The organism is Hydrogenimonas sp., from assembly GCF_029932565.1.
Lineage (GTDB): Bacteria > Campylobacterota > Campylobacteria > Campylobacterales > Hydrogenimonadaceae > Hydrogenimonas.
The window spans coordinates 1-19,186 of the sequence record NZ_JAOZPV010000002.1 but is presented as its reverse complement, the minus strand read 5'-3'; the positions used below and the strand labels follow the sequence as shown (position 1 = coordinate 19,186).

Below are 19,186 nucleotides of genomic sequence, written 5' to 3'. Positions count from 1 at the left end.
ATCCTCGTTTAGAAAATGATCTCTTCGTCGACCGGAGCGGCCTCTTCTGCAGGCAGCGGTGACAGGTCGGTATAGAGGGCGTCACGCCCGTTGCGTTCGGCATGGTAGACTCCTTCGGGCTCTTCGAATTTGCGCTTGTACTCCGGATGCTTCCTGACCAGTGCCTGGTAGAAGACCCGTGTTACCGGTGCGGCGGTACGGCCGCCCGTTTCACGCTTCGGAAGCGGTGTATTGTCGTCGTTACCGAACCAGACAATCGTTTCAATATCCGGTGTAAAAGAGCAGAACCAGGTATCCACGCTGTTGTTGGTGGTTCCCGTCTTACCCGCCACATCCAATCCGGGAACCCTGGCATTGCGTCCTGTACCGCGTTTGACGACATCCCGAAGCATATCGACAAGCAGATAGGCCTGGGGTTTGGCATAAACCTCTTTGCTTCTGCTCTCGATGTGCTCCACCATTTTACCGCTGTCGTCGTATACCGCTACAACCAGCCGGGGTTCATGCAACGTTCCCATATCGGCGAACACTGTATAGAGTCTCGCCATCTGCAATGGCGAGAGTGCGATATTGCCGAGTGCAATGGAAAGGTTGTAGGGAAGATCCCGGATTCCGAAAATCTCCAGTTTTTTGTGCAGTGTCGAGATGCCGATTTCACTGGCCAGATTGATCGTCGCCAGGTTGCGTGAATGGATCAGCGCTTCCCGCAGAGTAATCATCCCTTTGTAATCTTTTTCATAATTTTTCGGTTGCCACAGTTTTTCGGTGTCTCCTTCATCGAAACGGTAGGTCCTCGCGATATCCGGAACCCTGCTTTCCGGGTTGTATCCCAGATTGAGTGCCGTTTCATAGATGAAAGGCTTGAAAGCGGAACCCGGCTGACGACGCGATGAAACGGCACGGTTAAACGGGCTCTGTGTATAGTCCACACCGCCCAGCATGGCGAGAATATCACCGCTCCGTCCATCAAGGACCACCATGGCGCCATTGAAGGTTTCGGAGATGTTATCATCCGATGCGTGTCTCTTCCAGTAGGCATCGTAGCCGAATTTGAGCGCTTTGCGCGCCATCGCCTGGTACTCGAGATCCACCGCCGTATCGATTCTGTACCCCCCGGACCGGATATCGGGATATTTCGCCTGGAGCTGATTGACGACGGCATCGACGATATAGGGTGCCTTGTTCTGGGTCAGGGTGTCGTCATAGACTTTCGGAGCTGCCTTGATCTCCCGCATGTAGGTGGCCTCATCAATCCAACCGAGTCTCTTCATGCGTTCCAGGACCCGGTTGGCCCGGGCCATCGCATTGGCATAATGGCGCGTCGGATCGTACGCGCTGGGTGCCTTCGGGAGACCGACCAGAATCGCGATCTCCTTTAGACCCAATTTGTCGAGATCCTTGTGGAAATAACCAAATGCGGCCGTCCGGATACCATAATATCCATGCCCGAAAAATATGGCGTTCAGATAGCGTTCCAGAATCTCTTCCTTTGTCAACTCCTGCTCGAGGCGTATCGAAAGGAGTGCCTCCTTGATCTTTCGTTCGAGTTTCTTTTCGCGTGTCAGCAGTGTCGATTTGACCAGCTGCTGCGTCAATGTCGACGCTCCCTCCACCATCTTTCTCGCTTTGATATCTTTGATGATCGCACGGAATATCGCTTCCGGATTGACTCCATGATGCTCGAAAAAGAGAGTGTCTTCGATCGCGACAAGCGCTTCGACAACCCGTCCGGGAATTTCGTTATAGGGGACATAGATACGGTGTTCTCTGTCGAAAACATTGGCGAGCAGTTTGCCGTTACGATCGAATATCTGTGTCGTTTTCGGAGGATTGTACCGCACAAGCGGTTCGACCTGATGCCCGATTTCGAAATAGAGATAGACGAGGTACCCAAACAGCAGAGTCCCTCCGATTATCCCGAAACGAATCGACCACTTCGTAAAAAATCTAATCAACTTCTAAACTCCCGATTTGCAAAATTGGCTTCGATCAGCGCGCTTGTATAGGGCGAAACAGGGTTGCCGAGAACCTTTTCCGTTTTGCCGCTTTCCATCACGCGACCCTCACGGATAACCGTAATGTCACTGCAGAGTTTCGCCGCTGTCGAAATGTCATGGGTCACGAAGAGCATTTTAAAGCCGAGTTCACGCTGAAGATCCAGCAGAAGCTCTACGATCACGCTGCGAAGCTCGGCATCGAGCGCCGTCGTCGGCTCATCGAGCAGCAACAGTTTCGGTTCGGACGAAAGCGCCATCGCGATGACGACACGTTGCAGCTGTCCACCGGAAAGCTCCGGCGGGAAACGGTCGATCAGCGCCTTTTCGAGCCCAACCTGTTCCATCATCTCCGGTGCTTTCTCTTCCGCCACGATCCACTGATCCTTTATTGTCGTCAACGGCGACAGCGCGGTAAAAGGATTCTGCGGCACATATGCGACCGTTCTGCCGCGTTCGAGTGCGAAATCGCTTTCACATGCCAGATGCGCCTCGAAACCCTTCGGCAGCATGCCCAGTAGCGCCTTGAGCGTCAGACTTTTGCCGCTGCCACTCTCGCCGACGAGCGCGAGAGAGCGCCGGATCGTAAAGGCGATATCGACAAAAACTCTCTCCTCTTTGCGTATTTTCAAAGAGCTGCACCGGAACTCACGCATGCAGCAGTCCGTCGAGTGTTTCGAAGAGTTGACGGTACCGCTTCGGTTTGACCGAAGCACGCAATATGATCCGCAACATCGGCTTCGCAACAGTCGGTGGACGGATCGCTCCGATCTCGTAACCCAATTCTCCGAGTTGATCGCGCAGACGCAGTGTCGTTTCGATATCGGGCATCGGTACCGGTACGATCATCCCTTCGGGACGCCATTTCGCAAACTCCTCCGCCACGTTTCGGAGCCGTGCGATTCTGTCGAACAGTTTGTTACGCTTTTCGGCTATGAAATTGAACCCTTCATGCGCAAGTGCGATATCGAAAAGCGATGGAGCGGTGGCGTAGATCAGTGGTTTGGCCCGGTTGTGAAGAAACGATACGATCTCGTCGGAGGCGAGGATGTAGGCACCGTAACTGCCGTAGGCTTTTCCGAGTGTGCCCATTTTGATATGCCGCCCATTCGGGACAATGCCGTAATGGTCGAAAACCCCCAGCAGATTGGGGCCCACCGTCCCGCTGCTGTGCGCTTCGTCGACGATCATCAGCGCATCGAACCATTCGGCAATATCGAAAAATTCCCGTTTGACCAGGTCACCCTCCATCGAATAGACTCCCTCGACCGCGATGATGCGTCTCCCTTCCACCGGGGTATCGGAAAGCCTTTCAATCAGATCGGCCGGATCGTTGTGCCGGAACGTGACGATCTCGCCCTGAACCAGCTTCGTCGCCATCATACCGCTCGCATGATACCGTTCATCGACAAAGAGCACATCGCCGCGCCGCACCAATGCCTCGATCAATCCGAGATTGGCGAGAAACCCGCTGCCGGCCACCACCCCGGCCTCGAATCCGTTCGCTTCGCAGAGCCGGTATTCGAAATTGCGGTGGATGGGATGATAGCCGCCGACAAACAGCGAGGACTTCGGAGCGTGCCACGGATATTCCGAAACCCGCTTGCAGGCACGTCTGAAGAGCTTTTTTTTGTGGGCGAGACCGAGATAGTCGTTGCTGGCCATATCGACGGCATCCGGATCCGCCATGATCGGACGGCGAAAGCGTCCCGAACGCTCCAGCGCTTTCAGTTCTTTTTCATACATGCGACCACCCTTTCGGGCTGAAAATTATCGACCATCGACTACTCCTCCAGCCACGGCAGCAGTTTTTCCACCGTCAATCCCATGGCACAGCTCTCGTAACCCCGCACGCTTCGGATATAGGGTTTGCAGAAACCTTCCACCATGCAGGCGCCCGCCTTTCCGCGCCACTCCCCGCTTGCGATATATCGCACCATATCCGTTTCGTCGAACGGTGCGAAGGTATAGACCGTATCGGAGAGATCGATAAACATTTTTTCTTTCGACTTGTAGACCATGCAGGTGATGATGGCCACGTCACTGCCGCTCTGCATCCGGAGAATCCGGCGTGCATCCTCTTCGTCTCTCGCTTTGCGAAGTATCTCTCCGTGCGCCGTCACCACCGTATCGGCACAGAGAATCGGCGTATCGAGCCCATATTCTGTTTCGCAGGCCTGCATCTTTCCCATTGCGGCATGATAGACGAAGTTTTTCGGTACCGCATGATCCAGCGCCTCTTCGTCGAAATCGCATCCGGCCTGTCGGAATGCGATCCCATGGCTTCGCAAAATCTTCGCCCGCGTTTCGGAACCGGAACCCAGAAGTAACATCCTAAAAGCCCCTCAGATAGATGCCCAGCACCAACGCCAGTACCCCCAGCGCGATATTGACCGGAAGCATCAGATTGGGAATCGGCGCCATCATCGCCCTAGCCCCTGCGAGATCACCGGAGACGAAACGGCGCTCGGCCACGTTGCGCCGATAGACCATGAGGGCGTAGTTGGCCGTCATAACCAGCCAGACACCCGCTTTCAGATAGAGGACAGTCGCCAGTCCCGTACCCGGTGCCCAGATCGCCACACCCATCACGCCTCCCGTCAGAAGAATCAGAACGACGAAGGGAAACACCAGTGCGAAGAGGTTGCGGACAATCTCCAGCGTACGGGCCAGCCGGATCTTGTCATCTTCGATATGCTGCAGTCCGGGATGGACTGCCAGCCGCATGCCGATCATGCCCCCGACCCAGACGATCGCGCCCAGTACATGGAGAAAAACAAGGAAAAAGGCGTAGTTGTTGAAGATCTCAACGGCAATCTCTTTCATCGTCTCCTCCTTTTTCCTGTCGTGAACGGTGCACGGTAAACGGACACATTCTGTTCATCCCGCTACAATGTCTCTTTCAGATATTCCATCGCCCTGATTTTCGCTTCGGCGATTTTGGAGGGCTCTTTTCCCCCCGCCTGGGCGAAGTCGTCGCGGCCACCACCTCCACCGCCAAGAATCGGAGCGATCGCTTTGACCCACGCACCGGCCTTGACGGAGGTGTTCTTCTGCCCGGCGGCGATCAGTACCTTCTCCCCTCTCTTCTGGAAAAGCATCACAGCCACTTTCTCGTGGGCGTTTTTCAGATCGTCGATCATCGCCTTGATGTCGCCGCCCTCCACCTCGTCGACGACGACGGTGATATCGCCGATCTTCTCGCTTTTCACATCGCTCGTTTTGGCTTTCTGCGCCTCCTTGAGCTCGTTTTTGAGTTGCCTCACCTGTTCCTGAAGCTTCGCAATACCCTGCAGCGGATCTTTGGCCTTGAGCTCGGTCGTGATATGCGCAAGTGTGCCTCGCACCTCTCTGACCTGTTCGTAGGCGGCATGGCCGCAAACTGCCTCGATACGGCGTACCCCGGCACTGACGCCGCTCTCCTTGGTAATCAGAAACATACCGATTTCCGCCGTATTTCGGACATGCGTCCCCCCGCAGAGTTCGATGCTTTTCTCCCCAAACGTGACGACGCGCACCCTGTCGCCGTACTTTTCGCCGAAAAGCGCCATCGCCCCTTTCGCTTTGGCCGATTCGATATCCATCTCCTCCACTTCGCCTTCGATGCCGCGCTCGATCTTCTCGTTGACCCACGCTTCGACCGCCGCGATCTCTTCCGCGCTCATCGCTTTGGGATGGCTGAAATCGAAACGGAGCCGGTCCGCTTCGACAAGCGAGCCCGCCTGCGTGACATGGTCGCCCAGAATTTCACGCAATGCACTGTGGAGCAGGTGGGTGGCACTGTGGTGTTTGGCGATCTCGTGGCGCGCCGTGTCGACGACCGTTTCGACGAGATCGTTTTCGCAGATCTTCGTTTTCGCTTCGATTTCGGAGAGATTGATCTCAAAGAATTTTTTCGTATCGACCACGTCGGCGACCGTCGCGCCATCCTCCATATTCCGAATCATACCCGCATCGCCGGTCTGGCCGCCGCTTTCGGCATAGAACGGCGTGATATCGAGCATCACCCAGCCCTTCTCACCCGGTTCGAGACATTTGACCCGGGCGAAACCGTCATTCAGTACCGCCAGCACCCGGCTCTCGGCTTTCAGGTTATCGTATCCCACGAAAGTGTTATGGCCGAATTCGTCCAGCAACGCTTTGAAATCACCCTCGACCCTCGTGTCGCCGCTCCCTTTCCACGCCGCTTTGGCGCGTTCGCGCTGCTCCTGCATCAGCCGCTCGAATTCGGCAGTATCGACGTCAAGGCCTTTCTCTTTGAGCATGTCCTGCGTCAGGTCGAGAGGGAACCCATAGGTGTCGTAGAGCTTGAAAGCGACAGCCCCGCTGAAAAGCCGTTCGGTGTTGGCGAGCTCTTTTTCGAAGAGTTCGATGCCTGCCGCGATCGTCGCGAAAAACCGCTCCTCTTCGAGCTGCATCATCTGCCTGACCCTCTCCCTCTTCTCGTTCAGATAGGTGTAGTGGCCGCCCATGATGGTGACCAGTGTATCGACAAGTCTGAACATGAAGGGCTCGCGCAGGCCCAGCATATAGCCGTGACGGACAGCGCGGCGCAGAATGCGCCGCAGCACATATCCGCGCCCTTCGTTGGAGAAGTTGACCCCCTGCGCCAGCAGAAAGGTCGTCGAACGCAGGTGGTCGGCGATGACACGGTAGCTTGCACCGCTTTCGTATATGTAGGGTCTGCCCACCAGTTCTTCGACGGCACGGATGATCGGCATGAAGAGTTCGGTGTCGTAGTTGCTCCGTTTCCCCTCTTTCACCGCAACTACCCGCTCCAACCCCATGCCGGTATCGATGGAGGGCTTCGGAAGCGGCGTCAGGTTTCCCTCCTTGTCGCGTTCGTACTGCATGAAGACGAGGTTCCATATCTCCAGGAAGCGGTCACCGTCTCCCCCCAGGTAGTCTTCCGGGCCGCTGAAATGCTCTTCGCCCTGGTCGAAGAAGATTTCGCTGCAGGGCCCGCAGGGCCCCGTGTCGCCCATCTGCCAGAAGTTGTCCTTGTCTCCCATGCGCAAAATCCGCTCTCTGGCGATATGTTTCGCCCAGATAGCCTCCGCTTCGTCGTCGCTCTCGTGCACGGTAACCCAGAGTTTGTCGACCGGAAGCCCCAGGATATCGGTGACGAACTCCCACGCGTAGGCGATGGCATCCTCCTTGAAGTAGTCCCCGAAGCTGAAGTTTCCCAACATTTCGAAAAAGGTGTGATGGCGCGCCGTGTGGCCGACGTTTTCGAGATCGTTGTGCTTGCCGCCCGCACGGATACAGGTCTGGCAGCTTGCGGCTCTCGGAGGGTTGGGAACCGGCACTTCGCCGGTAAAGATGTTTTTGAACGGCACCATCCCCGCATTGGTGAAGAGGAGTGTCGGATCGTCCGGAACCAGCGGCGAGCTTTCGTAAATCGTGTGCCCCTTGGAGGCGAAATAGTCCAAAAAAGCCTGTCGAATATCCATCGAAAATAACCTTGTTTTGATAAACTGATGTTACGCAGTTTTTATAGTGGATAGATTTTATCCAAAAACTTTTGAAATTTCGGTTACTGGAGAAAAGAAGAGAGTTATTACGCTTTTTTCGGCCCGCTTTTCGATGCCGCTGCAAAGGATTCGATCACACCCACGATCAATGGCGTGAAGTAGGCGATGGTTTCCGGTGCGACCGTCTGCCAGAAAAGCGAGGAGCCTGCCCGCTTGAGATCTCCTTCGTTCAATGCGCGCAGAAGTTCCGACATGTCGATCCCGGGATCGGTCTCCCGGACTCTCGCTTTCGCCTCCTCGAGAGAGAGGGTTCTGGGGGCGTACCGCCCTTTTACGATCGCATCGAACCGCCTTCTCGCTTCGGCACGGCTATCCATTGCTATGGCCTCATCTTCAAAGCGGCAAGGGCGAAGAGGATTGCACAGATCAGAAGCATCGTGGCGGCGACAAAAGGGGCCGACGTTTCGGAGAGGTAGATGGCAACAACCCGGTAAACACCCCATATCGCAAAACCGAGCGCTCCCAGAAGTGCTGCGACTGCGCCCACGATCCAGCCGACCATCCAGCCGCCACGATAGAGAGTGTGCCGCAATGCGTTACGTTGCTCCTCCATGAATCGCGCCGCTGACTCCTGGAGCGCGCGGCTCTCCGCCTCCAGAAGATCCATCAGCGCGATAACGAAGTCGGATATGGTTACCTTGCTCATCCGCTCTTACCGCCCAGAACCTTGCCCAGCAAAAAGCCGATTCCGGCGGCCACGAGAAGGGTTCCGACCGGATGCTCTTTCTGTTGCTGTTTGATCATTTCAATCGCTTCTTCACCCTGCGCCTTCACCGCTTCGAGCTGCTCGAGCTGTTCTTTCGGAATTTGCGAGACAACCTTTTCTTTCACCTCATCGACCGAGCTTCTGATCTTCTCCTCCCCGATCTTTCCAAGCGTCTCGGTCAGTTTGAGCAGATCTTTTTTCAATGTTTCGATCTCTTTTCTGAGGGCTTCGACATCTTTATCCGCCTGCGGTGCGTCTGTCGCTTTCTGTGGCATGGCATCCTCCTTCTTTTCATGTTTTCCATTATTATAGCCCAAGACGAAGATTTTGTTACAATGACGACAAATTTTTTTCAGGAGAAGAGCGTGCAGGCAATCGATGTCAACTCCGACGAATTTCAGGCTGAACTCGAAAAGACCTGGAAATTCGTCGACAAGGTCAACAAGCAGTTCGGTTTCGTCCAGAACCCCGACCAGGAGATCAACGAGGGCGTCGCGATGGGACTCGCCCGCAACAAACTGATCTACGGAAAGCGTTACTGTCCCTGCTTCATGGTGATCGGCGAGACGCCGGAAGAGCGCAAGAGCGCCGACAACCGCATCTGCCCGTGCAAACCGGCGCTCGAAAAAGAGATCCCCGAACAGGGCTACTGCCACTGCGGCATCTTCTGCACGCCGGAGTATGCCGACCGGCACGCCAAAGAGGAGGCGATCGAAGAGGCGGTGCATCTGCATTCGCGCGGCCTGACCCGGGAGGAGGCGCAGATACTCGTCGAAAAGAGTCAGCTCGACGGCGACGAACTCGAAGCGCTACTGGAAGCCAGGGATCTGGGCATGGTTGATTTCGAGCTGATCGACGTCCGCGAACCGATGGAGTTCCAGATGGGTCATATCAAAGGAACCGACGCACTCTGGCCGACCTCGCAGTTCTATGACTGGTTCGAGAAGATTCAGAACAAGAAAGAGGAGCGCATGATTCTCTACTGCCATACCGGCAGCCGAAGCTACCAGGTTCAGCATGTGTTGCAGGCACAGGGTTTCAGACAGATCGGCAACCTGACCTACGGTATTATCGCGTTCAACGGGGAGATCGAACGCTAAGGGCAACGGAGAGTTTGCCCTTTCAGACGTTGGCAATCTTTTTGATTTGCCGATCGTGCCAGCCACTGAAAAAGAGCAGTGCCACGATCGCGCCGATCAGTGCGAACATCATATCGGACTGGGTATCCCACTCATACCCCTGCATCGCCAGAAACGCTTCCGCCGCCTTGCCGCTGACCAGCGCCACCCACCATTCGATCAACTCGTAAAAGGCACTGAGTGCGAGAGCGAAACAGACGACAAAAAAGTTCATCCATCCTCTTTTTGGAATGATCTTCAGACGGATGATGATTTCCCTCGCAATCAGCGCCGGCACGAATCCCTGGACAAAATGCCCCAGTTTGTCGTAATTGTTGCGGGTAGTGCCGAAAAGATGGTCGAAAAAGGGGACTTCCGCGTAGGTATAGTGGCCGCCGATCATCAGAACAGCCATATGGATCAGGATGAGCCAGTAGAGCAGCGGTGTCAGCCTGAATGAACGATACGTTCCTGCAAGCACGAGAAACCCGATGAGCGCCGGTGCGACTTCCAGCACCCATGTCAGACGATCTTTCGGTTCATACCCCGACCAGATGAGAAGAGCGAAAAAAATCGCGAGCCAGAGAGATTTCATCATCTACTGATACTCCACCGGAGAGAGCAGTCCTATCGCGACGAGAGAAACGATCGTATATGCCACGGTGGCCCATTTCCAGATTTTTTCATTCGTCGAAAACTGCACGAGAATCAGAAAAAGCCCCATAAAGAATTCCAGTACATTCCCCGGTATCCAGAGCGGGACATTGAAAAGGAGCGGATTGCTGAAAAAGGCGAGGAAAAAGAAAGAGGCGAGTGCCACGAGTGCCCAGCGCCCGTCGTCCAGGAATTGCTCCCATGCATCGCCGCCCTGATCGTCCGACGTCTTCGGCACGATCAAAGCTCCCGAAACAAAAAGAAGAAGCGCCATAAAGAGCAGCATCGCAAATTTGAATGCCGTCCAGGATTTGATCAGAAGATCGAGTTCGAAACTGGCCCAGATAAACTGCATCTGCCAGAGAAACACCAGACCGGCCCATACCAGCGGTATCCAGTGAAGTTGGATTTTATGACGTAAACGGAATGTCTGGACAGCATCGTTCAGCAGCTGGGTGATACCCAGACCGATGATCAGCAGGAGTGCGGCGACCACATACTCGAAAATCCTCATAATCCGTCCGATCCGACAATCGCATCGACGATAATCTGTGCACCGTTCGGTTTAATGAGAGATATGAGATTTTTGGATACGGATGCAATATCGCTTTCGAGGATCTTCAAGACCGCATCAACTTCCAATGCTTCCTGCCGAACAACCCAGCCGGCATGACGTTCCACAAGGTAGCTTGCATTGTGGTACTGATGGTCACCGGCAGCATAGGGGTAGGGAACGAACAGTGTCGGTATCCGGTTGGCGGCCAGCTCCCAAAGCGTACTGGCACCGGCACGGCTTATGGCAAAATCGGCATCCGCAATCTTTGTATGGAGTGCTTTGTCGAAGGCGAACACATCGGCATCGATGCCGAGTGATGCATACCCTTTCCTGATGCGATCATAGTCGAGACGGCCTGTCTGATGCATGATGGCAATACCACGTTGCTGCAGGTGCGGAGCTATCTCCAACGCGAACGCGTTGATGGCTCTGGCACCCTGGCTGCCGCCGAGGAATATGACGCTCTGCACCTCTCTGCGGAGCCGGGCAGTCTCGAAAAAGATATCGGCAACCGGATAGTCGATCCGATCATCCCCGTAGGATGAGAAAAATCGTCTGGCAAACGGTTTCAGAAGCCGGTTGAGGCGCCCGCTGACGGCATTCTGTTCATGAATGTAAAAGGGAATACCGCCAAAGAGTGCGGCGAACGATGCCGGTGCTGCCGAAAAGCCACCGACGCTCAACACGGCGTCGATTTGGTGCTCTTTGATAAAATGTCGGGCCTGCATCACTGCTTTCAAAACCTGTAGCAACGATGCGATTTTGCCAAAACCCTTTTGATTGACGACACCCCGTGTCGGCAGAAAGAGCTTCCCGGCAAACTCCCCATCCTCACCGAACCAACTCCTGTCCTGTCCGCTTTCGCTGCCGATATAAAAGGGCCGGATACCGCGCCTGAGAAGTTCCTCCTTGACGGCACGTACGATCGCAAGGTGTCCGCCTGTACCGCCACCGGTCAACAAGATCGAGTGTTGAGTGGATCCGCTTTGCGGATCTATCGGTTTCTCACTTCCCACTTCCCACTTCTCTCTATTTGAGCGTGGCATACCGCTCTTCCAGCGATTCCAGCAATTTTTCGTAAGTGATGTCGGGGTTTCGGGCAAGAATCTCCTGCATCACCACATTGTCCTCTCTGCCGTCCCACACCTTTCTGTAGATACCCTCTTTGTATCCGTGCATCTGTCTGAACTGGTTCAGGGCGTTTTTTCCGATATAGAGACGGTAGAGCTCATCGAAATTCATGCCCACTGCATCCACACACTCCCAGAATTGTTCCAGCAGCTCTTCGTGGTAGGCATCGTCGTCGGTTTTGATCAGTGCCAGAGCCATCAGGTTTTCGAATGGCTCCAGCAGCGTTTCGATGCGGGCATTGTCCGCTTCGCTCCAGGAGTTCGGAAGCCTGACGGCGCCCTCTCTCATCGTCGCCAGTGCCAGCTTCGCCGCCGCCTCCGGAGAGCGGAACCGCAGAATGTAGCTCATGACAAAATGCCAGATATCGACCATTTCGATCTTGATATTTTCCAGATCGATGCCACCGGCGATATTTTTCCAGTGCTTCCAGCTGAAGCTGTCGATCAGCTCCGCACTCTCCATGACGATGCACCGTTTCCAGTTGATCACCTTCCCCTGCTTCGTCACCCCTTCGCGCCATTTCGGCCCGTTGGTATCGTCGTTGAGCCGATTCTGCAAAACGAACATCTCCAGCATCTTTTCATACTTCCTGCTTCCCACTTCTTACTCCTCACTCAATTTTCATAGTCTCGCCTTCTTGCTCATCGAAAGCGCCAGTCCTATCCCGATCGAAAGCGCTACAATCTGGGACCCCCCGTAACTGAGAAACGGCACCGCGATACCCTTGAGGGGAATGACACCGCTGATTCCCAGCGCATTGATCAGAAATGCAAAGCCGATAATCATCGCCAACCCCGAACAGTAGAGGTAGTAGATGGTATTGCCGACCCTTCCAGCGATTTTGAGAAGCCGGTAGATGACAAACATCAGCAGCATGACAACCGCAGTCACACCGACCACCCCGATCTCCTCTGTCATACCGGCCAGGACGAAGTCGGTATGGACTTCACTGAGAAAGCCGAGTTTCAGGACACCGTTGCCGAGACCTACACCGAAAAGTCCGCCATGATGGATGGCATGCAGGGAATTGCTCACCTGATAGGGCTCTTCGACGAGATTGACTTTTGGAACGGCATGGGCCCATTGGGGAAAGAGTTTCGCAATACTGTTCTGCAGCATGAACCACCACCCTTTGAATCGTTCGATCCGGTGGGGGGATGTAACGACGAATGCCGCGATCGCAAGAATGCCAAGAAGAATGGAGAAGCCGAAGATACGGATGCTGCTTCCGGCGAAAATCATCATGAAAAGCAGGGTCGCGGCGAGAACGACCACCTGGCCCAGATCGTTCTGGAAAATGGCGATGATGAACATGATGGCGGCGAACACGATGATGTATGGCAGCAAAAGCAGCAGCTCTTCCTTGAGGGTATAGCGTGTATCTTTCGAACGGGCGGCATGTTTGGGAAGAACCCTGCGGGAAAAACTCCATGCCAGGAAAAAGACGAATCCCACTTTGAAAAACTCGACAGGCGCGAGAGAGACGGGCCCAAGCCGGATCCACCGTTTCGCCCCGCCAATCTCTTTGGCAATCTGTTCCGGCAGAAACGGGATGGCAATCATCAGCAAAGCGGAGGTGACAAGCAATATGAAGCCAAGCCATATAACGATTCTGTCGGGATTCTGTCGGGCGATAAGCCACATCAGAACAATTCCCACCATGCCGGCGGCAAACTGGCGCAAAAGGAAATGGTAGGGTGCCGCATTGTAAAGGAGTACAGTATATGCCGAAAGTGAATAACTGAAAACGATGCCTATGACAATCAGGGTTACAGCGGCTAGGAAAAGAGGGCGATCGATCATTCAGTGTATCTTTTGAAATATTGTGTCGTCATAAAATATTTGTTATTATATGTAATGTTAACTGATACTAAGGTTTGTTTTTCATACTTTTTTCGAATTTTCGTATACTCCTTTTTATTGCTTCTTGCGGCAGGATGTGAATCCCATGTCCACAAAGAGAAAAAAACGCTGGAAGAGCCGAAATTCATCCGCTATACCGTCAAATCCTATCAGCAGACGATGCAGATTCTGAACAACCTGGGTTATACGCAGGAACGCTTCAAAAAGGGAATGAAAAAGATTCCACGGGTTGAACTTACGCGTATTTCCAGCCGCTGGTCGAATGAGTCGAAAAACATCCCGATCGAAGAGAAAAAAAGTCTTTTTCTCCGTTTACTGGCATCGGGGGCGCTTCAGGCTCTTGAAGAGATCAAAGAGGAACGCACCAGGCTGCTCGATATCCTTCAAAAAATCTCCAAAGCCCCGATTTCCCGTAAAGAGAGCCACTGGTTACGAAAACTGGCAAAAAAATACAAGGTTATCAAAAAGAGAAGCGATATTCTGACTCCGGAAAAACTGGAAGAGCTGAAAAAACGCGTCGATATCGTACCGCCCTCTTTGATCCTCGCCCAGGGAGCGGTCGAAAGCGGATGGGGCACGTCCCGTTTCGCAATCCGGGGAAATGCCCTCTTCGGCCAATGGAGTTTCAGCAAAACGGCTCTCAAACCCAAAGAGCAGAGGAGACAGCTTGGCAATTACGGTCTGGCAACATTTAAAACACCGCTCGATTCGATTCGATCCTATCTTCTCAATCTCAATACCCATCCCGCTTACAGGAGTTTCCGCAATTTGCGGAAAAAACTCCGCGATGAAGGCAAACTTCTGAGCGGTCCCGTACTGGCGGAGACGCTCGAAAGCTACTCCGAACGTGGCAAAGACTATATCGATGAGCTGCTGAGTGTCATTCGCATAAACAATCTCGCCTGGCTGGATCGGGCAAAGCTTGGCGACAACTCTCCAATCATCATCCATCCGGACGCATAGCCCCACACTCCGATAGGGAACGATTTTTGCTTGCAGTATGGCAATATTTCGTTCAAGGACACATCGATGGAAATCAGCCGCGTTCACGGATTGATGAAAGATGCACTCGATTACCGGGCCGCACGGCAGGATATGATCAGTTCCAATATCGCCAATGTCGATACACCCTACTACAGGGCACGCGACATCTCGTTTGAAAACATACTGGAAAAAGAGCGAAACCATCTCTTTCCTGCGATCCGCTCCCATCTCGAGATGGCAGTGACGAACGAAAAACATCTGCATCCGGCAGAGTCGGCGGATGCGGAAAAAGCACAACTGTTTTTCCGTGACGGCCACATGGTCCGCAACGATGGCAACACGGTGGACCTGGATGTGGAAACAACCGAAATGGCCAAAAATACCGTCATGTACAATGCATTGGTTGCCGCACTCAAAAAAGATAGTGCAATCTTTCGCAGCGTCATCGACGCATCGGCCAAAACGTAAGAGATAAAAGGGTATCAACATGGCATTTCTCAGCAGTTTCGATATCAACGGATACGGCCTCTCCGCCCAGCGCTTTCGTGTCAATATCATCAGTTCGAATATCGCCAACGCCAACACAACGCGAACCGACGAAGGAGGTCCATACCGACGGCGCGAAGTGGTTTTTAAAGCTTTCAATTTCGATAAAGTTTTACAGAGTAAAATAGAAAATGATTCAGAGTTTCTGCCCTATTCCGATCCGCTGGATGAAGGGGTGGAAGGGAAACGTGTCAAACCTTCCGTACTGGGTGTCGTTGTCGACAAGGTGGTTCGGGATGACAGCGAGCCGAGAATGAAATACGATCCGTCCCATCCCGATGCGAATGCGGAAGGGTATGTTGCCTATCCAAATATCAACCCGGTGATCGAAATGGCCGATCTTATAGAAGCAACACGAGCCTATCAGGCCAATGTAGCGGCGTTTCAGAGCGTCAAAGCGATGGCGACCAGCGCCATCGATATTCTAAGAGCGTAAGGATGTGAAGAGAATGGATAAGAATGTGCAGGGTGTCAACCAGCTTTCGACCAGTGATCTTCTCAACAAAAAAAGCAGTGCCAAAGTAGAAGGGTCCGAGTTTGGCGACGTGCTCAAAGAGACGTTGAACGAAGTGAACGAACTGCAGAAAGAGGGCCAGAAAGCGATGAGCGATATCGCGACGGGACAGGTCAAAGATCTTCATCAGGCCGCCATCGCGATCGACAAAGCCGAACTCAGTATGAAAATGATGCTCGAAGTACGCAACAAGGCGATCAATGCGTACAAAGAAATTTTACGAACCCAGATCTGATTTCATCATAAACCCAAACTGACGTGTCGCCACTTTTTACATCCAACAGCGAACTCGACAAACGAATCGGGAAAAAGACCAAGCTTCTCATTCTTCTGCTTCTGCTTTCCGTTGGCGTATTGGTCTTTATCGGCTCGATTTTTCATACCTCCGTCGACAACAGACATATTCCAAAACTCATTATCAGCGAAACCAACCGGGCATTGCGCGGAAGCATCGTCAGCAAAGAGGGATTCAAACTCGCTTTCAGCCAAAAACTCTACAAGGCGATGATCAATACCAAAAACATCGATCCCGACAAAAAAGAGCTCTTCATCAAGCTTTTCAGCATCTACAGCGGCATACCTGCCAGAACCATCGAAAAAAGGTTGAAAAAGAGGGGAAATGTCGTACTCTCCTACTCGATCGACGCAAACCGTGCGAAATATCTCAAAGAGCTCGCACGCAAACTTCGTCTCCTGAATGTTTTCATCCCCTATCAGACCAAAAACGGGCGCATCATCAAATATGGACTCAGCATCACGGAGAGCGGTGAATCACGCATATTTGCCTATAAAGACATCCTGACACCTGTGTTGGGATACATGCGCAAAAAAGAGGAAGATGGATTTACCCGACCCGCGGGCGTCAAGGGTCTCGAAAAATATTATGAAGAGGAGCTTCGTCCCATCCAGAACGGCTTTGTCAAAGGTGAACGCGACATCGGCAATACGATCATCCTGAACGCGAACAGTTTCGTCCGTCCCGCCATCGACGGCATGACAATTCATCTGAACATTTCCATCGGCCTCCAAAAAGTACTTGAAGCACTACTGGACAGTGCAAAAAAAGAGCACAACGCCAAGGAGGTGATCGCCTGCATCATGGAATCGAAAACCGGCCATATCGTTTCGATCGCGACATCCAACCGCTACAATCCGGACAGCATCCGCAAAAAAGATTACCCTTCGCTCAATGTCGCCGCAGCCGAATATACCTACGAGCCCGGTTCGGTCATGAAACCGATCACCTTCGCACTCCTTCTGAAACAGCACAAAGTCAATCCGATGGAAATAGTTCGAACCTGGAACGGCCGTTACAAACTCGGCAGAAAAATCATCACGGACGAACACAAAGAGGCGTGGATGAGTGCCGAAAACGTCATCGTCTACTCTTCCAACATCGGTATCGCCCAGCTTGCCCAACGCCTCGACGGCATCGATTTCGTCGAAGGGCTCAAAGATTTCGGCTTTACTCAGAAAACCGGCATCGACCTTCCCTACGAACATACCGGCATCATGCCGCACGTCACCCAGATGGAGAGTGAAATCTACAAAGCGACCGTCGGATACGGGTACGGCATGCGCGCCACTCTGCTTCAGTTGATACGCGCCTACAACGTCTTCAACAACCGGGGTCGACTCGTCGAACCAAAAATTGTCGCCGATATCGTCGATCCGATGGGAAAACACTATTCTGTAGTCCAGAACGAAGAAGAGCGGCAGGTGATTCCGCCGGCCACCGCCTACAAAATGCAGAGGATTCTGGAAAAGGTCGTCATCAAGGGAACCGGTACCAAAGCGCAGGTTCCCGGCATCCAGGTCGGCGGCAAAACGGGGACGGCACACATCGCATCCAGACGGGGCGGTTACGCGAAACTCTACAACAGCTCGTTCATCGGCTTCGCCAACGACAAAACCCATCGCTACACGATCGGTGTTCTGGTCAGGGAGGCGAAAAAACCCTACCACTATTTTGCGGCGATGTCAGCCGTTCCTGTGTTCCGTCAGGTCGTCGAACTGTTGATCGAACAGGGTGAACTGGTGCCCGATCCGTCACTCGGCATCTATCCGAAACTTCGAAAAAGAACCCATTAAGGGCACCTCTAAAAGCCCTTAAATCCAGATATTATCGATCAGGCGTGTCGCTCCCACTCTGGCGGCCACAAGAATGATCGTCTTCTTTATCTCCACCTTCCGAAGCGGCCGGAAGTCGCGGTCGACGATGGCGATATACTCCACATCGATCTCTTTCATTATATCCTTCATCGCCATTTCGATCGCATCCGCATCGGTCTCTCCCGCCATGATCAGGCGGGACGCCCGTTTGAGCGAACGCGATATGCTGAGCGCCCTCTTCCGCTCTTCGGGCTTCAGATAGATGTTGCGGCTGCTGAGCGCCAAACCATCCTCTTCGCGTACCGTATCGACGGGAACGATCTCCAGCGGCATAAAAAAATCTTCGACCATCTTCTGGAGAATCCTCAGTTGCTGGGCATCCTTCTTTCCGAAATAGGCCCGTGTCGGCTGTACGATGTTGAAGAGTTTCATCACCACCTGCACGACCCCGTCGAAATGTCCCGGACGCCTGTTCCCCTCCAGCACGTACCCGAGATAGGCCGGAGCTTTGAGTTTCACCTCGTCGCCATGATACATCGTTTCGATGTCGGGCATGAAGAGTACGTCGACACCGGCCAGTTCGCAGATTTTCCGGTCTGCCTCTTCGCGCCGGGGATACTTGTCGAGATCTTCGCCCGGAAGAAACTGGGTCGGATTGACGAAGATGGAGACGACGACACGGTCGTTTTCGGTACGGGCTCTCTGTATCAGCGTCAGATGGCCCTGATGCAACGCACCCATCGTCGGAACGAAACCGACACTCCCTTCCATTTTCTCTCTGAGGGCTTGAATTTCTTCAATATTTTTGATAATTTGCACTGGAAGCCTTTTGGGTATAATTCCAATAAATTTTATAACAATTATAGCAAGGACAGAGAGTGGACAGTTACGAATTTTCCGAACTGATGAAAAAACTTCAGACCAAAATCGAAAACATCAAAAACATCATCAAACCCGACGAGATCAAAAAACGGCTCGACGAAATCGCAAAAATGGAGATGCAGGAGGATTTCTGGAGCGACGCCAAGAAGGCTGGCGACATCCAGAAAGAGAAAAACCGCCTCGAACGGATCCTCAAACGCTACGAAGAGGCGGAAAGTGCGGTGAACGACGCGTTGGATCTCTTCGAGATGGCGACGGAGGAGAAGGACGAAGAGACGCTGGAACAGCTCTTCTCCGAAGCGCCGGAGATCGAGGAGCGGGTCAACAAGGTGGAGATCGAAGTGATGCTCTCCGGCCCCCACGACGCCAACAACGCCATCGTCTCGATCCACCCGGGCGCCGGCGGCACCGAGAGCCAGGACTGGGCGAGCATCCTCTACCGGATGTATCTGCGCTGGGCGGAGCGCCACGGCTTCAAGGTCGAAGTGCTCGATTACCAGGAGGGGGACGAGGCGGGCATCAAGGATGTCAGTTTCATCATCAAGGGCGAAAATGCCTACGGCTACCTGAAGGTCGAAAACGGCATCCACCG

General features: G+C 53.4%; 22 protein-coding genes. 7 read left to right on the top strand and 15 right to left on the bottom strand.

Annotated elements, in window-relative coordinates:
- Positions 1–8: 8 nt before the first annotated feature.
- The 9 genes from Q1K24_RS00520 to Q1K24_RS00480 form a co-directional block, all read right to left on the bottom strand.
- Entirely contained in the window at positions 9–1,955 is a 1,947-nt protein-coding gene (locus tag Q1K24_RS00520; protein WP_300364559.1) for a transglycosylase domain-containing protein, read from the bottom strand.
- Positions 1,952–2,650, bottom strand: a complete 699-nt coding sequence (locus tag Q1K24_RS00515; RefSeq protein WP_300364557.1) for an ATP-binding cassette domain-containing protein — start codon at positions 2,648–2,650, stop codon at positions 1,952–1,954. The genes Q1K24_RS00520 and Q1K24_RS00515 overlap by 4 nt, the downstream gene beginning before the upstream one ends.
- On the bottom strand, positions 2,643–3,740 hold the full coding sequence (locus Q1K24_RS00510) for a pyridoxal phosphate-dependent aminotransferase family protein (RefSeq protein ID WP_300364555.1): 1,098 nt from the start codon (positions 3,738–3,740) through the stop codon (positions 2,643–2,645). Before Q1K24_RS00510 ends, Q1K24_RS00515 begins: the two co-directional genes overlap by 8 nt.
- A 38-nt stretch (positions 3,741–3,778) precedes the next feature.
- Positions 3,779–4,327, bottom strand: coding sequence for a septum formation inhibitor Maf (maf, locus tag Q1K24_RS00505; RefSeq protein WP_300364553.1), 549 nt, complete (start codon positions 4,325–4,327; stop codon positions 3,779–3,781).
- A 1-nt stretch (position 4,328) separates the two neighbouring features.
- A complete protein-coding gene (locus Q1K24_RS00500; RefSeq protein ID WP_300364551.1) occupies positions 4,329–4,820 on the bottom strand; it encodes a hypothetical protein in 492 nt (163 codons plus the stop codon).
- Between the two features lie 62 nt (positions 4,821–4,882).
- The gene (gene alaS, locus Q1K24_RS00495; protein ID WP_300364549.1) at positions 4,883–7,447 is read right to left on the bottom strand and encodes an alanine--tRNA ligase; all 2,565 of its coding nucleotides are present in this window, start codon (positions 7,445–7,447) and stop codon (positions 4,883–4,885) included.
- Positions 7,448–7,554: 107 nt separating this feature from the next.
- The gene (locus Q1K24_RS00490) at positions 7,555–7,845 is read right to left on the bottom strand and encodes a hypothetical protein (RefSeq protein ID WP_300364547.1); all 291 of its coding nucleotides are present in this window, start codon (positions 7,843–7,845) and stop codon (positions 7,555–7,557) included.
- A gap of 2 nt (positions 7,846–7,847) precedes the next feature.
- A complete protein-coding gene (locus tag Q1K24_RS00485; protein WP_300364545.1) occupies positions 7,848–8,174 on the bottom strand; it encodes a hypothetical protein in 327 nt (108 codons plus the stop codon).
- Positions 8,171–8,509: a hypothetical protein gene (locus Q1K24_RS00480; protein WP_300364543.1), complete on the bottom strand. Its 339-nt coding sequence runs from the start codon at positions 8,507–8,509 to the stop codon at positions 8,171–8,173. Before Q1K24_RS00480 ends, Q1K24_RS00485 begins: the two co-directional genes overlap by 4 nt.
- Before the next feature lie 60 nt (positions 8,510–8,569).
- Between Q1K24_RS00480 and Q1K24_RS00475 the strand changes: the two genes are divergently transcribed.
- Complete coding sequence (locus Q1K24_RS00475; RefSeq protein ID WP_300364541.1) at positions 8,570–9,334, top strand: ferredoxin-thioredoxin reductase catalytic domain-containing protein; 765 nt, start codon at positions 8,570–8,572, stop codon at positions 9,332–9,334.
- A 22-nt stretch (positions 9,335–9,356) separates the two neighbouring features.
- Here Q1K24_RS00475 and Q1K24_RS00470 read toward each other — a convergent pair whose 3' ends face one another.
- Genes Q1K24_RS00470 through Q1K24_RS00450 form a run of 5 tightly spaced genes read right to left on the bottom strand, consistent with a single transcriptional unit; the run spans position 9,357 to position 13,496 of the window.
- Complete coding sequence (locus Q1K24_RS00470; protein WP_300364539.1) at positions 9,357–9,950, bottom strand: DUF2238 domain-containing protein; 594 nt, start codon at positions 9,948–9,950, stop codon at positions 9,357–9,359.
- Positions 9,951–10,520 carry a hypothetical protein gene (locus Q1K24_RS00465; RefSeq protein ID WP_300364537.1) on the bottom strand — a complete coding sequence of 190 codons (570 nt, stop codon included), beginning with the start codon at positions 10,518–10,520 and terminating at the stop codon, positions 9,951–9,953.
- The gene (murG, locus tag Q1K24_RS00460; protein ID WP_300364535.1) at positions 10,517–11,608 is read right to left on the bottom strand and encodes an undecaprenyldiphospho-muramoylpentapeptide beta-N-acetylglucosaminyltransferase; all 1,092 of its coding nucleotides are present in this window, start codon (positions 11,606–11,608) and stop codon (positions 10,517–10,519) included. Before murG ends, Q1K24_RS00465 begins: the two co-directional genes overlap by 4 nt.
- Positions 11,592–12,293, bottom strand: a complete 702-nt coding sequence (locus Q1K24_RS00455; RefSeq protein ID WP_300364533.1) for a dUTP diphosphatase — start codon at positions 12,291–12,293, stop codon at positions 11,592–11,594. Before Q1K24_RS00455 ends, murG begins: the two co-directional genes overlap by 17 nt.
- Positions 12,294–12,314: 21 nt before the next feature.
- The gene (locus tag Q1K24_RS00450; protein ID WP_300364531.1) at positions 12,315–13,496 is read right to left on the bottom strand and encodes an FtsW/RodA/SpoVE family cell cycle protein; all 1,182 of its coding nucleotides are present in this window, start codon (positions 13,494–13,496) and stop codon (positions 12,315–12,317) included.
- Between the two features lie 117 nt (positions 13,497–13,613).
- On the opposite strand from Q1K24_RS00450, the gene Q1K24_RS00445 reads away from it, so the two are divergent.
- From Q1K24_RS00445 to Q1K24_RS00425, 5 genes are all read left to right on the top strand, one after another.
- Complete coding sequence (locus Q1K24_RS00445) at positions 13,614–14,519, top strand: glucosaminidase domain-containing protein (protein WP_300364529.1); 906 nt, start codon at positions 13,614–13,616, stop codon at positions 14,517–14,519.
- Between the two features lie 66 nt (positions 14,520–14,585).
- Positions 14,586–15,008 (top strand): flagellar basal body rod protein FlgB, encoded by a 423-nt coding sequence (gene flgB / locus Q1K24_RS00440; protein ID WP_300364527.1) that lies wholly within the window; start codon positions 14,586–14,588, stop codon positions 15,006–15,008.
- Between the two features lie 19 nt (positions 15,009–15,027).
- Positions 15,028–15,522 carry a flagellar basal body rod protein FlgC gene (gene flgC, locus Q1K24_RS00435; protein ID WP_300364525.1) on the top strand — a complete coding sequence of 165 codons (495 nt, stop codon included), beginning with the start codon at positions 15,028–15,030 and terminating at the stop codon, positions 15,520–15,522.
- A 13-nt stretch (positions 15,523–15,535) separates the two neighbouring features.
- On the top strand, positions 15,536–15,835 hold the full coding sequence (fliE, locus tag Q1K24_RS00430; RefSeq protein WP_300364523.1) for a flagellar hook-basal body complex protein FliE: 300 nt from the start codon (positions 15,536–15,538) through the stop codon (positions 15,833–15,835).
- A gap of 23 nt (positions 15,836–15,858) precedes the next feature.
- Positions 15,859–17,691: a penicillin-binding protein 2 gene (locus Q1K24_RS00425; protein ID WP_300364521.1), complete on the top strand. Its 1,833-nt coding sequence runs from the start codon at positions 15,859–15,861 to the stop codon at positions 17,689–17,691.
- Between the two features lie 18 nt (positions 17,692–17,709).
- Here Q1K24_RS00425 and panC read toward each other — a convergent pair whose 3' ends face one another.
- Positions 17,710–18,531, bottom strand: a complete 822-nt coding sequence (gene panC, locus Q1K24_RS00420) for a pantoate--beta-alanine ligase (RefSeq protein WP_300364519.1) — start codon at positions 18,529–18,531, stop codon at positions 17,710–17,712.
- 59 nt (positions 18,532–18,590) lie between these two features.
- Here panC and Q1K24_RS00415 point away from each other — a divergent pair.
- The coding region (locus tag Q1K24_RS00415; RefSeq protein ID WP_300364517.1) for a PCRF domain-containing protein at positions 18,591–19,186 on the top strand (596 nt) is incomplete at its 3' end.